Origin of the sequence: Microcoleus sp. MON2_D5, assembly GCF_036701905.1 — a bacterium.
Classification (GTDB): domain Bacteria; phylum Cyanobacteriota; class Cyanobacteriia; order Cyanobacteriales; family Microcoleaceae; genus Microcoleus.
Genome location: NZ_JAUBRM010000132.1, coordinates 1 through 12,676, shown reverse-complemented (window position 1 = coordinate 12,676; position 12,676 = coordinate 1). Strand labels below are relative to the sequence as shown.

The 12,676-nt window shown below is 46.4% G+C and carries 14 protein-coding genes; 5 read left to right on the top strand and 9 right to left on the bottom strand.

Annotated elements, in window-relative coordinates:
- Window positions 1–48: 48 nt before the first annotated feature.
- On the bottom strand, window positions 49–294 hold the full coding sequence (locus tag QUA47_RS28355) for a hypothetical protein (RefSeq protein ID WP_333433230.1): 246 nt from the start codon (window positions 292–294) through the stop codon (window positions 49–51).
- Between the two features lie 170 nt (window positions 295–464).
- On the opposite strand from QUA47_RS28355, the gene QUA47_RS28350 reads away from it, so the two are divergent.
- Window positions 465–668 (top strand): hypothetical protein, encoded by a 204-nt coding sequence (locus tag QUA47_RS28350; RefSeq protein ID WP_333433229.1) that lies wholly within the window; start codon window positions 465–467, stop codon window positions 666–668.
- Here QUA47_RS28350 and QUA47_RS28345 read toward each other — a convergent pair.
- The 5 genes from QUA47_RS28345 to QUA47_RS28325 form a co-directional block, all read right to left on the bottom strand.
- Window positions 657–986, bottom strand: coding sequence for a type II toxin-antitoxin system PemK/MazF family toxin (locus QUA47_RS28345; protein ID WP_333218755.1), 330 nt, complete (start codon window positions 984–986; stop codon window positions 657–659). The two genes, QUA47_RS28350 and QUA47_RS28345, sit on opposite strands and share 12 nt — an antisense overlap.
- Window positions 970–1,167, bottom strand: coding sequence for a hypothetical protein (locus QUA47_RS28340; protein ID WP_006633633.1), 198 nt, complete (start codon window positions 1,165–1,167; stop codon window positions 970–972). Before QUA47_RS28340 ends, QUA47_RS28345 begins: the two co-directional genes overlap by 17 nt.
- Before the next feature lie 118 nt (window positions 1,168–1,285).
- Window positions 1,286–2,179, bottom strand: a complete 894-nt coding sequence (locus QUA47_RS28335) for a CNNM domain-containing protein (RefSeq protein WP_333433228.1) — start codon at window positions 2,177–2,179, stop codon at window positions 1,286–1,288.
- Window positions 2,180–2,410: 231 nt separating this feature from the next.
- Window positions 2,411–2,536, bottom strand: coding sequence for a hypothetical protein (locus QUA47_RS28330; protein WP_333433227.1), 126 nt, complete (start codon window positions 2,534–2,536; stop codon window positions 2,411–2,413).
- A gap of 123 nt (window positions 2,537–2,659) precedes the next feature.
- On the bottom strand, window positions 2,660–3,745 hold the full coding sequence (locus QUA47_RS28325) for a hypothetical protein (RefSeq protein WP_333433226.1): 1,086 nt from the start codon (window positions 3,743–3,745) through the stop codon (window positions 2,660–2,662).
- Window positions 3,746–3,856: 111 nt separating this feature from the next.
- Here QUA47_RS28325 and QUA47_RS28320 point away from each other — a divergent pair, with 111 nt between their 5' ends.
- The 3 genes from QUA47_RS28320 to QUA47_RS28310 all read left to right on the top strand — a co-directional run bounded on the left by QUA47_RS28320 (window position 3,857) and on the right by QUA47_RS28310 (window position 7,757).
- Window positions 3,857–4,774 carry a YihY/virulence factor BrkB family protein gene (locus tag QUA47_RS28320; protein ID WP_333433225.1) on the top strand — a complete coding sequence of 306 codons (918 nt, stop codon included), beginning with the start codon at window positions 3,857–3,859 and terminating at the stop codon, window positions 4,772–4,774.
- A gap of 555 nt (window positions 4,775–5,329) precedes the next feature.
- Window positions 5,330–6,595: a glycosyltransferase family 1 protein gene (locus QUA47_RS28315; protein ID WP_333433224.1), complete on the top strand. Its 1,266-nt coding sequence runs from the start codon at window positions 5,330–5,332 to the stop codon at window positions 6,593–6,595.
- Between the two features lie 103 nt (window positions 6,596–6,698).
- Window positions 6,699–7,757 carry a glycoside hydrolase family 104 protein gene (locus QUA47_RS28310; RefSeq protein ID WP_333433223.1) on the top strand — a complete coding sequence of 353 codons (1,059 nt, stop codon included), beginning with the start codon at window positions 6,699–6,701 and terminating at the stop codon, window positions 7,755–7,757.
- Between the two features lie 116 nt (window positions 7,758–7,873).
- Here QUA47_RS28310 and QUA47_RS28305 read toward each other — a convergent pair whose 3' ends face one another.
- The 3 genes from QUA47_RS28305 to QUA47_RS28295 form a co-directional block, all read right to left on the bottom strand.
- Entirely contained in the window at window positions 7,874–8,590 is a 717-nt protein-coding gene (locus QUA47_RS28305) for a DevA family ABC transporter ATP-binding protein (protein ID WP_333433222.1), read from the bottom strand.
- Between the two features lie 319 nt (window positions 8,591–8,909).
- A complete protein-coding gene (gene devC, locus QUA47_RS28300) occupies window positions 8,910–10,094 on the bottom strand; it encodes an ABC transporter permease DevC (protein WP_333433221.1) in 1,185 nt (394 codons plus the stop codon).
- Between the two features lie 173 nt (window positions 10,095–10,267).
- Complete coding sequence (locus QUA47_RS28295; RefSeq protein ID WP_333433220.1) at window positions 10,268–11,695, bottom strand: HlyD family efflux transporter periplasmic adaptor subunit; 1,428 nt, start codon at window positions 11,693–11,695, stop codon at window positions 10,268–10,270.
- 113 nt (window positions 11,696–11,808) lie between these two features.
- On the opposite strand from QUA47_RS28295, the gene QUA47_RS28290 reads away from it, so the two are divergent.
- Window positions 11,809–12,420 carry a TetR/AcrR family transcriptional regulator gene (locus QUA47_RS28290; RefSeq protein WP_333218746.1) on the top strand — a complete coding sequence of 204 codons (612 nt, stop codon included), beginning with the start codon at window positions 11,809–11,811 and terminating at the stop codon, window positions 12,418–12,420.
- Window positions 12,421–12,676 lie beyond the last annotated feature (256 nt).

Sequence of the window (12,676 nt, the reverse complement as noted above, 5' to 3'; positions counted from 1 at the left end):
CCTTTCATTTATTATCAAACTTTCCTATTTTACCATAGAAATTCATATTTACATCTCAAATGGAATTGCTATATAATCAATTCTTGAAATAAAGGAGTCATATTTTACATCAGCAGGGAAAAGTTCTTTCAGAAATTCTCTTAGCTGTTGTCCTGGGTTAATGTTATTTTTATCGACACTTTTTTGCATTGGATAACTCTCTTTGAATTTTCTCTCCCACTCAAATGAATAATCGTTGCTTTTAATTGTAATACTTTCCTTTTTTCGCTTTGCTCCTTCGCTCCTATATTTCAAGACGATCTACTACAGATTTATTGTAGTAATCAATTATCCCACTTTTTTTGCATTACTACATCGCTTTTTAATATTTCTTAACTACTATGATCACTCTAGCAGTTCAATTTTCCCTAGTCGAACATTAGCCCAAAGCGTTTTCAGAATATCCACCTCATAAAGTATACTGTATGCAATTTGCATATTTCTGGTACATTGTCGCACTGAGCGACCAATTACAACCTAACACTGTTTTAGCCCGAGCGCTGGACGGAGAGTGGCGGGCAATCTTTCGGGGAGAAGATGAACAAGCTGTCGCATTGCGCGATCGCTCTCCTTATGCGAAACCCGACAAACAGGAAGTATTATACTGTATGGCTGCACTACAACCCTAACCAACCTCGAAGAGATTGCTCAAGTCGCTCAGCATCAGAATCCGCTAACTTGCCAATTGTCGTTAGAACCAAGCTTTCCTGCACTGTATACAAACCTCGCTTGACTGCTGTAGCCACATTTAACCCTGCTGTTGACCATTCAGCAAGTACGAACTCACCCTCCAGTAAGGATGCAGTTTTGCTTGTCAATGGCACAATCATAATGTCTTGAGATACGTGCGGCGCACTCACAACAATTGCTGGTCTTACCTTAGAACTAGACAAGTCTGAAAAGGGATATCTAACCAAAATTATGTCATTTTTAGAGTAGCTGGGCATAGACATCATCCTCAGTATTATCCCAAACTGTATCTAGTGATGTTTGACTGGCTTGAAGCCAAAACTCAGCTTCTTCATCAGGTAAAACTGTTACTAATACTTTTGCCCCTTCGGGTAATTCTGATAACTCCAGCAGTTCAATTTTCCCTTGTCGAACAGTAGCCCAAAGTGTTTTTAGCATATCCACCTCATAAACTGTGCTTTATGCAATTTGCAGATTTCTGGTAGGTTGTCGCACTGAGCGACTAATTACAACCTCACACACATAGATCGAGGCAGTATTTAAGCCTGATTTAGGATCAATTTAACACAAGTTCTGGCTGCTGAGTCTCAAATAAGGGGCGAGTTACCTGACGCAGTAGCACTGTTTCTAAACTGCCCTCTACTACATTTTCTGCTTCTATTTCTAACTCGCCCCACAATAGCCGATCGCCTTGATTGGGCATTTTACCTAAATTGTGGATCACGAATCCGGCGATTGTTTGGTAAGCTTGGTCAGTCGGCAGGTGTAACCCGAGTTTTTCGTTAACTGCTGTCACTTCCCATAGGCCAGAAATCAGTGCCGAATGAGCATCTTTTTGAAGGAGAGTTGCCTCGGAATGTGACAGCAGCGGTTGAGACTGTTTACTGGTAATCCAACCAGTCAGCAGCCGCACGGTACCGTTGAGAATTGCTAGCAGCGGCCACAGTAATTTTGAGCAGATTTCGAGGGCCGGCATCAGTAGCAAAGCGGTGCGTTCAGGGGCGTGGTTTGCTAATACTTTGGGAATGAGTTCTCCTAAGACTATTTCTACGTAAGTTACTAAGATAAAAGCTGCGGGAACTGCGATCGAATGAGCCGTCAGCACGGCCGGCAAATGACCGATCGGCAATTTGTCGATCCACGGTTCGATCCAGTGTACAGTCGCTCCCTCACCCAACCAACCCAACAGCAAACTTCCTGCTGTTGTGCCAGTTTGAGTCACAGACAGGTAATGCGGTATGTTGTTCTGAGCTTGGTGGACGAGTTCGGCGGTTTTAGCGGTTGGGCGATCGTCCAAGTGGGCGAGTTGGCGGATTTGATGGCGATCGGCTGATACTAATGCTAGTTCTGATGCCACAAAAAACGCGATTAAAAGTGTTAAGCCCAGCAACATTGCTAATCTCAGCATTGTTTGAGCGACTTCTATTTCCAGGCAAGTAAGGTTGTTCAAGATAGATATCTAATATGATAGATGTTTTAGGTTAATTCTTTTATTTTAGCTTGGGATTCAGAGAGGTTTATTCCCCGAGATTTCGGATATCCCCACTACCCTTATTCGTAGGTGCGCCTCGGCACACCTTACCCGTAGAACTTGTGAACTCTTTCTCTTCTCTTCCTTCGCGCCCTTGGCGTCTTCGCGGTTCGTTTTAACTGAGATATTGCACCATTCTCAATTACTTGTTTAGGAACAGGCATCTTGCCTGTTCCACAAGAGATGAATTTTATTGTGGAACAGGCATCTTGCCTGTTCTTGAGAATGGTGCAAGATGATTGCACCATTCTCAATTACTTGTTTAGGAACAGGCATCTTGCCTGTTCCACAAAAGATGAATTTTATTGGGGAACAGGGATCTTGCCTGTTCTTGACAATGGTGCAAGATGTGAGTTAAAAAAAAGCATCTAATTCACAACACCGGAACTCATTGCTGTATCAACTCTCCCTTACTCCCCGGAGCGAGTTAATTTCCGTAAAAGTCTGCACCGGATCGGACTTCAACCCGCCTTGAATGTAATTCAACTTCACTTCTTCTAACAAATCCGACACCAGCGACTGCAATTCCCCGAGAGTTTTCTCATCTTGCAATTCCCGCCGCAAACTTTGATTAAATTCTTGGCTGAAATTATCTAGAATTTTTCGACCTTTATCGTCTTCATAAGTATTAGCTACCACATCCACAGCAGTTTGAGCCAAATAATTCGCTACCTGTTCCGTCATCTCCGTCGGCAAAATGTTAATCGGAGAGAAATTTTGCAGGATTTGATAAAAATCCGACTGTTTGATGGTTGTTTCCAAATTGTGATGCAGCAATTCTTCCAAATCCGGTTGCACCTGCGGCAAAACTTTGTAAATTGTCAGATCCAAAATCCGCTTGGTAATTTGTTCGATCGTATTTTCCTGATTGACGTGAAGGTAGGGCTGCTGCGCCAGCAACATCTGCGCCGCGTCGCCCTGTTTGATCGAATTTTTAGCTTGATTGATAAACCGCACCATCATGTATTCCGAGATCGTATTGGCTAAATAAGCCACCGGTTCGTAGGTAACTTGAGCAACTGCGCGATCGAGATTCACCAAACCCGACTTGTGAAGGCGCACCAATACTGGCAGAATCCGCCACCCCTGCCAAATCGGTATCACCAGAAACACCTCGTACCAGCGCCTGAGCACAAAATCAAACCAAGTTACCCCCGGTTTACGGCGGGTGTGGAACAGACTTTTAATCAAAAATTCCGCCCCAAAAAAAACGATAAAAAACGTATCAATTCGCCAAAACTGGTCAGCGCTTTTCAAATATTCGGGATTAGCTAAACTCGAATCAATGCCTTTTATCGGGTCATAAATTTTAACTAAACCCGGAAAATAGCTCTGATAAACAGGGCGCAACTGAAGGTAATTGAAATGGAAAAGCACCAGCAAGAAATTGACCACCGCTACTAATGCGCTCAGTTTTGCCCAAGAAATTGTTTTTTTGGACGATTTTACATCGGTCTTGTTAACAGTTGTGTGGGAATCTGACATAAAAGTAATCTTCCGAATTTGCTAATTGATAAATCTATCTTGTGGCCGAGGCTAAAAAACTCTTAACCTATTATAATCCCTGGGACGATAAGTATAAGGAAACCAAAGACCGTGAACTTAAAAACAGTCATATCGCTGCTCAAACAAACTTTTACTGAATGGCAAGAAGATAAAGCGCCAACCCTAGCCGCCGCCCTAGCCTATTACACAGTTTTCTCCCTCGCCCCGCTACTAATTATCGTAATTGCGATCGTCGGTGTAGTCTTTGGTCCAGAGGCAGCCCAAGGTCAAATCGTCGCCCAACTCCAAAGTTTAATCGGCAAAGATGGCGCCCAAACCGTCCAAGAACTCATCCTCAAAGCCTCCGAACCAAAGTCAGGAATGATTGCTACTTTAGTCGGCATCGCTACACTTTTGTGGGGCGCTTCCAACGTGTTTACTAATCTCAAAGAAGCCCTCAATACTATTTGGAATGTTTCACCGCCTCCCGGACAAGGCATCTGGGGATTCCTGAAAGACCGCGTATTGTCTTTTGCAATGATTTTAGGCATAGGCTTTTTACTGCTAGTATCTTTAGTAATTAGCGCCGTTTTAGCCGCCGTCAGCTATTGGTTGAACAACTGGCTGCAATTACCAGTCGGCATTTGGCAGATTGTGGACTTTGCTATCTCCTTTGGCGTAGTTACGCTGCTTTTTGCCTTAATTTACAAACTTTTGCCCGATGTCCATCTTGCCTGGAATGATGTTTGGATCGGCGCCGCCATCACCTCAGTGCTGTTTACGATCGGCAAATCCCTAATTGGAGTTTACCTCGGAGGTAGCGGTATTGCCTCTACCTACGGTGCTGCGGGGTCGTTCGTGATTATCCTGCTTTGGATTAATTATTCCGCTCAAATTCTGTTCTTAGGTGCCGAGTTTACCCAAGTTTGGGCTAACAGATACGGTTCCCGAATGCAAGGTTCGCGAAACAATATCCTCAACAGCGAAAACGGAGAATCCTCCGCACGCAAACCTCGGAAGAAATCTTAACATTACACAAACGGGAAATTTGAGGTTAAACAAGAATTCCTAGTTTGAGATAAGAAGTAAGAAGCAGAACGCAGAAGGAAGAGGGAAAAAGGCAGAAGGCCGAAGGCGGAAAGAAAGAAAAATTTTCAAGGCAATAATTTTGCTTTTTTTTTCTCTGACCCTGTAACATTCTGTCTTCGGGGCCACCTACTTCTGCTTTCTCCAAATCCCTACCAATTTATCCAGAGAAGTAAAAATTATACCTTCGACTGACCTCGCATCTCGAACACCAAGCTGAAAGCAGGTTCGAGTTTTACACCGACCAGAATCCGGCAAATTCCCTTCACCCTCATTAATTTCTATTTAGATTATCTAGAGTTTGATCTGCTGCACGTCTCTGTCAGCAGAAGGAAGTCGTATGTCAATTTTTCTCTGCAACTTATCCCTTCAGGATGATTTCTCGATCCCGCATTTTGACTTTAATACAAATTAGCTAGAAGATTCCAGTCCCGGCGCAGCAGCCAAAATTGAACTTCAATCTTCTCCTGAAATATTTTTAATTTTTGGTAAACAATCATGATTTCATTAACTAAAAAACGTATCGCTATTATATCGGTACACGGTGATCCCTCAGTGGAAATTGGCAAAGAAGAAGCGGGCGGGCAAAATGTTTACGTGCGTCAAGTAGGAGAATCTCTGGCGAAACAGGGGTGGCAAGTTGATATGTTCACCCGCTCATCCGATCGCCAACAAGCAAGAATTGTACAGCACAGTCCGAATTGCCGAACAATTCGGCTAGTAGCAGGGCCACAAGAATTTATTCCCCGCGATGAACTCTACGGATATTTACCAATCTTTGTTCAAGAATTTCAGAAGTTTCAGTTAGAGTCAGGCGTTCAATATCCGTTAGTTCACACAAATTACTGGCTGTCTTCTTGGGTGGGAATGGAGTTGAAAAAATCGCAACCTCTGCTGCAAGTTCACACTTACCATTCTTTGGCAGCAATTAAATACAAGTCGGTTTCGACAATTCCGATGATTGCCAAAACCAGGCTGCAAGTAGAAAAAACACTTTTGGAAACAGCCGATCGCGTGGTGGCTACCAGTCCCCAAGAAAAAGAACACATGAGGTCTCTGGTTTCCTCAAAAGGCAATATTGACATCATTTCCTGCGGTACCGACACTGAACGGTTCGGCTCGATCGCCCGAGCGACCGCCCGCCGCCACTTGGGAATAGCCCCCGAAACCAAAGTCGTGTTGTACGTCGGCCGTTTCGACCGCCGCAAGGGCATCGAAACCTTAGTCCGCGCCGTCAGTCGGTCGGCGGTGCCCAAAGCCGATTTAAAACTCATAATTGGTGGCGGGTGGCGTGCGGGGGAAAGCGATGGCAAAGAGCGCGATCGTATCGGCAGCATCGTTGAAGAACTCGGGCTGAGCGACATTACCAGTTTTCCCGGCGCCTTGAGCCGAGACATTCTCCCCGGCTACTACGCCGCCGCCGATGTGTGCGTCGTTCCCAGCCACTACGAACCCTTCGGTTTAGTCGCCATTGAAGCGATGGCCTGCGGCACGCCCGTAATCGCCTCCGACGTGGCAGGGCTCAAATATACTGTAGTGCCGCAAGAAACAGGTTTGCTCGCGCCGCCGAAAAATGAAGCAGCCTTTGCCGAGGCGCTCGATCGCTTGTTAGCTGACTCAGTATGGCGCCAGCAACTCGGACACACAGGCCGCAAGCGCGTCGAAACCTATTTCAGTTGGAACGGTATCGGCTCCCAACTGGGTCAACTTTACACTCAACTGCTCGAACAATCGGCCCTTGAGCTTGACCCGGTGAGCGCTTAGTAGTATCACTTAGTATAGTTGAAGCGAGTTTCCCTTGAGCCCCTGTTTCACTCATCCGTTCTAACTGGGAACCTTCAACTAGAAGTGATATCAGGAGGTACTCTTGTACGCACCAGAACATCTGGGAAGCCATCTACAACCCATTTCAGACATCGAGCTAATTCGCCTGTGGGTGGAGGGCCAATCCCCCCGCAGCAAGCGCTTTAGCTGGCAGGCGGCCCACCGTTTTCGGCTGTTTGTAGAAAAACCGCTGGCAGAAGTGACTCTGACAGATGTCGAGACTTTCGCCGCAGCAATGAGAGCTCGGAAACTTGCAGCGGGTTTCTACAACCAAACCTTGCTAGCGCTGAAATCGCTGTTCGCCTTCGGCCAGCAAACGGGAATCTTGCCCGCAGCTCTCCCTCTGCACGGGTGGCCGGTGCGGCAGCGCAGGCAACTTTCCAAACGCCTTCGTTTTCAACTTTCTTGGGGTTTCTTAATCTGTTTGTGCTTTTTCTTAGGTCGAATGACGCCGAGGCTGCTGTGGGGACAATCGGTCTCGGTAGAAAGCTCGCCCACCCCGAAACGCCTGCTGGAAGTTGCGGTCCTCGATTCACCAGACAAAGGAGAGAATAACATCGAGATCGATCGGGAACCCGAAACTGCAACCCTCAATTCACCAGAGCCCATACAGGATCACACACTCGATAGCATCGGCCCGGAACGTCGAGTGAAAGCCTTTCTCGACACAATTGCCGCCGCCGAAGGAACCGCTAGCGCCGACGGCTACCGCACCCAGTACACCGGCACGAAATTTGTCAGCTTTCAAGATCATCCTAGGGAAATGAGGTGCGGTCGCCGCTATGGCAAAAAACTCTGTTCCGACGCAGCGGGGCGATATCAGTTTCTCAGCACCACTTGGGACAGATTTGCCAAAAAATTTGGCGTCCGCGATTTCAGCCCAAAAAATCAAGATTTGATGGCTATAGAGTTAATCCGAGAAAAAGGTGCATTAGAAGATATAGAAGCGGGTCGATTGGAGCCAGCAGTGAGAAAACTCGCTTACATCTGGCCTTCTTTTCGCCGTTATGGCGGTTCTGTGGAATCGTCGATGCCCAAACTCGAAGCAATGTACCTGCAAAATTTGGGGATTGACCGCCCAGGATTGGTTGTTAGTAATTAGTGAATAGTCCCCGGACGAGTTTAGATTGGGGTTTGGCAATTTTGGATTAAATTTTGACATCCAAAATTGAAAATGGGGGAGTTATGGGTGATTTCTATTCTTCGGAAATTTAAAAATTAGGCTAATTTTCCATCTTCCAGGTGAAGGATGCGATCGGCAATATCCAAAATTCGGTTATCGTGGGTTACTAACAAAATAGTACAACCCTGTTCTTTGGCAAGTTGCTGCATCAAATTCACCACTTCGCGACCGGATTTGCTGTCCAGGGCGGCTGTGGGTTCGTCAGCTAAAACAATTTGCGGTTGGCTGACCAAAGCGCGGGCGATCGCAACTCTTTGTTTCTGTCCTCCCGACAAATCATCTGGATAATAGTTAATCCGCTGTTCCAGTCCTACTAACTCTAGCATTTTTGCAGAGCGATCGCGCATTTGGGAACGCGACAAATTCCCGTGAACTTCCAAACCCATTTGCACGTTTTGCAGCGCCGTCAAACTGCGGTGCAAGTTGTGCGCCTGAAAAATATAGCCTATTTTGCGTCGCGCCTTTACCAATTGGTCTGAACTCGCTTTGCACATCTCTTGACCGAGAATTTTGAGACTTCCGGATTGACCGGATCTCAGTCCGCCAATCAAAGTTAAAAGTGTTGTTTTTCCAGAACCGGAAGGTCCCGTCATCAGCACGATTTCACCTGCATTAATTTCGAGATTAATGTCAAAAAGTACCTGTTTTCGCAGTTGACCTTGACCGAAGTAGTGGTCGAGTTGGTGCGCGGAAACTACAGGTGCAGGACTCTGTAATGCGTTGTTTGTTGGGTAGAGAGTAGTAGAGTTCATAACTTTTTGGTTTGAGGTTTTAGATTAAAGAATAAATCGCTTTCGTCGCCGACAATGCAGAAAAAAAACAAGAGAATGATTACAAAAAATATGTGTTTAGTCAGGACTTTATAGTAATCCTAAATCATTTGTGAATTTCTTACTCCTTCCCCTTGATAAGGGGAGGGCTGGGGTTGGGTAAAAAATTTACGACTCATTTATGATTGCTATATACAAAATTTGGTTTTAATACCCCCTTTATTCTTTAGTCTGGGGAGGCGGACTTCGTTTGTGTACAAAGGTTTCAACCGCCGAGTCTTATAAACTGATTCAGTTTCCCTTAAAACATATCTGCCGGGTCGGCTGCTTGCAGTTTGCGAGTGGCAATTGATCCAGAAATAGTGCACATAATTACGTTCAAAAGTAATACTATAAATGCTCTAAGCAGCGTCATATAAAGGGGCAAATTTGTAGCTTTGCGAGTTAAAGAGTAGAGTCCGAGAGAGACTCCTACTCCCGGCAAAAAACCGAGGACGGAAAGAATTAGAGCTTCTTCAAAAACGATGCCGAGTAAATAAACATTGCGATAGCCCATCGCTTTGAAAGTAGCGTATTCTCCCATGTGGTCGCTGACATCGGTTGAGAGAACTTGATAAACAATAATGACACCAACTACAAAACCCATCGCGACGCCTAAATTAAACACAAAGCCGATCGCAGTATTCTTAGCCCAATAGTTTTTCTCAAAATCGATAAATTCTTGTTTGGTTAGTACCTTGACATCCGGCGGTAAGTATGCTTTCAAAACTTGTTGAACTTCCACGGGGTCAGCACCCGGTTGCAGTTGAATTAACCCGGCATTAACACTCGCGGCGTTTTGTCTGGGAAACAGGCGCAGGTAATTTTGATCGCTAGTCATCAAAATACCGTCGGCGGCAAAAGATGCTCCAACTGTGAATAAACCGCTGACGTTAATCGTGCGTCGCTCGACCTCAGCTTTAACGGCTTTTCCTCGATCGATTTGCGCGATCGTCCCTTGGTAGTCTCCCCTAGAAGCTCGATCGAACAACACGGTATCCGGCAATTTAATCGCCCTCAAATTTTGGTTAACTTCTGGAAGCGCAAACGCAGGGCGATCGGGATTGAAACCCACCACCATCAGCGACGTTTCGCGCCGAGTTTCGGGATTTTTCCAGTTAGCAATTTTCACGTAAAGCGGCTCTGCTGATTTTACACCCGGTACGTTCATTGCTTGATACAATCTGCGCCTGGGGAAGGAAGACAAATTAATCAAATTTCGCGCTTGAGGGTGAATCAAAACTAAGTCTGTTTGCAAGGCTTGGTGCAGCCGCGTATTGCTGGTGTAAAGCGCATTTTGAAAGCCTAACTGCATGAACATCAAAACGTCAGCAAAGGCAATTCCTGCTACTGCAACGATCATTCGCCCTTTGTCGTGACTCAGTTGCAGCCATCCGAGGGGAGTTCTGCGTCTTAATTGTTGTAAGGGTTGGATGAGTCCAATCATAGGATTTTAGATTTGAGATTTTGGATTTGGGATTGAAGAGATAGGACTGAGGGTTTACTCTCTTCGTACTGAAAGAATATGTAATTATAGAACCGCGAAGACGCGAAGGACACGAAGGAAGAGAAAAGAAGAAGTAGAGAGTTTTCGAGCGGGAAGGGAGGAACATTTTTTACTTAATCTTTAATTTCCCCGATCGCCACTTTGACTTGCAAATTGGTTAATCCCGCTACTTTCTGGCTGGAAGCTGCATCCAAACGCACTTTTACTTCCACAATTCGACTATCAATATTCGCAGAAGGATCGGTGTTAACAATGTTTTGCCGCTGTACTTGCAAACCAATATATTCGACAGTTCCGCGCAATTCGCCGATCAAAGCATCGCTAGTAATTTTGGCGGTTTGTCCGAGGCGTACTTTGTCCACATCGCTTTCGTAGATTTCCGCAACAGCCAGCATCTCGCGAGTTTGTCCCAGTTCGACAATGCCGTCGTTTCCCACCCTTTCCCCCGGATGCGTGTGAATTTTCAGGACTTGGGCGTCTCTGGGAGCACGGATGTAAGCTAGATCCAGATTGGCTTTGGCGCCTTTGGCTGCTGAAGCGGCGGAACTGACTTCGGCGGCGGCTGCTGCTATGTCAACGGGGCGCACTTCGGCGATGCGATCGAGATTTGCCACGGCTTCATTAATCTGCTGTTGTCGAGATTCCTGAATTTGGCTGAGTTTGGCTTGGGCTTCGTTAATCTGTTGTTGGCGCGATTGTTGAATTTGGTTGAGTTTGGCTTGGGCTTCGTTAATTTGTTGTTGGCGCGATTGCTGAATTTGATTTAGTTTTGCCTTTCCTTCGTTGAGTTGCTGTTGAGTTGTTTCGGCGGCGAGGCTTTTGCTGTCGCTAGTTGAGGCGGAAATTGCTCCCTGTTCATAGAGTTGGGAGTACCGCCGATCCTCGCTTTGGGCGTTGCGGAGTTCGGCTTGTAGGCGGGCAATTGCGGCTTTTTGAGTTTGAATTTCCCCTTGCTGTTCGGCCCTGATGCGGGCAATTGTGGCTTCTTGCGCTGCGATTTCGGTGCTGCGATCGACTTCTAGGCGCGCAACGATCGCCTGTTGCGCTGCGATCTCGTTGCTGCGATCGGCTAATAAACGGCTAATAGTCGCTTTTTGGGCTTGGATTTCGCCGTTTTTGGCTCCAGCTTTCACTTTTGCTAGATTTTCCTCGGCGACGCGCACTTGTTCTTGAGCTTGGTCGAGGGCGGCTTGCAGGCGATCGCGACTGTCCAAAATTGCGATCGCTTGGCCTGTTTTCACCCTGTCTCCCTCTTTCACCAAAAGTCGATCGATCCGGTTTCCTTCCGCCGCACCGGAGGCGGAGACTTTAATTACTTCTCCTCTGGGTTCCAGTCGTCCCAAGGCTGTAACTGTTGTTAATTGGGATGCTGCGACGGCTGCTGCTGCTGCTACTGCGTTGGGATCGGGTATGCGCGATCGCCAGATCGTGTAGCCTGTGGTTCCCCCTGCAGCCAGGGTTGCTACTGCTGCCACAACTAGGAGTTGTTTAACTAGGGATGGAGTTGAGGATAAGCCGTCGGCTGTTGGTTGGTGTACCATGACACACCTCATCATTTAGGTTGCTAAAACTAAACCGTTTAGTTCTAAACTAAATACTAAACCGTTCAGTATAATGATGTCAAGACCCGAAGCAAGAATTACAAAGACAAGCGATGGCCAGGACAAAACCCAGCGAACCAGACAGCGCCGCAGCAAGTGACAAAACCGAGCAAATCCTGCAAGGTGCGATGCAAGAATTTTTAACCCACGGCTACGCGGGCACGAGTATGGACAAGGTAGCGAAGACGGGGGGAGTTTCCAAAGCCACGGTTTACAGCTATTTTGCAGATAAAGAAGGATTATTCGTGGCCTTGGTACAGCGGCTGGCGCGAGAAAAAGTCCATTTTACAGTTCTGGATGAAGAACCGGCCGTAGCGCTGCGATCCGTTGCCACCACTCTATTAGAGCAGGTGACGCAGGAACCTGAATTCCTCAATTTTGTGAGGTTAGTGATTGCGGAATCAGGGCGTTTTCCCCAGCTAGCGCAGACTTTTGTGAAAAACTTAGCTAAACCGGGTATCGAGCGGCTTACTCAATATTTCGCATCGCATCCAGAGTTAAAATTGCCAGATCCGGAGGCAACGGCGCGGATTTTTATTGGATCGCTGGTATATTTCCAGTTAACGCAGCATATGATGCACGGCAAAGATATTATCCCAATGGAGCGCGATCGACTGATCGACGGTCTGCTGCACTTGATTTTATCCGCGCAGTCGAATTCCTAAGTGCGATTGACAGAATTTAGGAATTTTATTTGAGAACGATCGCAGCCATAAAGAGCGAGATCCCTTTATGGCTGCGATCGCAGGTTTTAGTCAGGTGTTTTTCCTAACCTGTCCCTCAATTCCTCCGCCGATAACTGTGGCAGTTGTTCTACAAACCATGTCAATTCGGCCACAGGCAATCCAATACGGTTCAGTTAAGGGCTAGGCAGTGCTTAAAACAATAAATACAGGAGGATTCATTATTATTCCAGTACCT

Bases quoted from the DNA above. Each gene is read 5' to 3' on its own strand.
- QUA47_RS28325 (WP_333433226.1), bottom strand. From the start codon at position 3,745: ATGTCAGATTCCCACACAACTGTTAACAAGACCGATGTAAAATCGTCC.
- QUA47_RS28295 (WP_333433220.1), bottom strand. From the start codon at position 11,695: ATGGTACACCAACCAACAGCCGACGGCTTATCCTCAACTCCATCCCTA.
- QUA47_RS28290 (WP_333218746.1), top strand. From the start codon at position 11,809: ATGGCCAGGACAAAACCCAGCGAACCAGACAGCGCCGCAGCAAGTGAC.
- devC (WP_333433221.1), bottom strand. From the start codon at position 10,094: ATGATTGGACTCATCCAACCCTTACAACAATTAAGACGCAGAACTCCC.
- QUA47_RS28305 (WP_333433222.1), bottom strand. From the start codon at position 8,590: ATGAACTCTACTACTCTCTACCCAACAAACAACGCATTACAGAGTCCT.
- QUA47_RS28350 (WP_333433229.1), top strand. From the start codon at position 465: ATGCAATTTGCATATTTCTGGTACATTGTCGCACTGAGCGACCAATTA.
- QUA47_RS28340 (WP_006633633.1), bottom strand. From the start codon at position 1,167: ATGCTAAAAACACTTTGGGCTACTGTTCGACAAGGGAAAATTGAACTG.
- QUA47_RS28345 (WP_333218755.1), bottom strand. From the start codon at position 986: ATGCCCAGCTACTCTAAAAATGACATAATTTTGGTTAGATATCCCTTT.
- QUA47_RS28315 (WP_333433224.1), top strand. From the start codon at position 5,330: ATGATTTCATTAACTAAAAAACGTATCGCTATTATATCGGTACACGGT.
- QUA47_RS28330 (WP_333433227.1), bottom strand. From the start codon at position 2,536: ATGCCTGTTCCTAAACAAGTAATTGAGAATGGTGCAATCATCTTGCAC.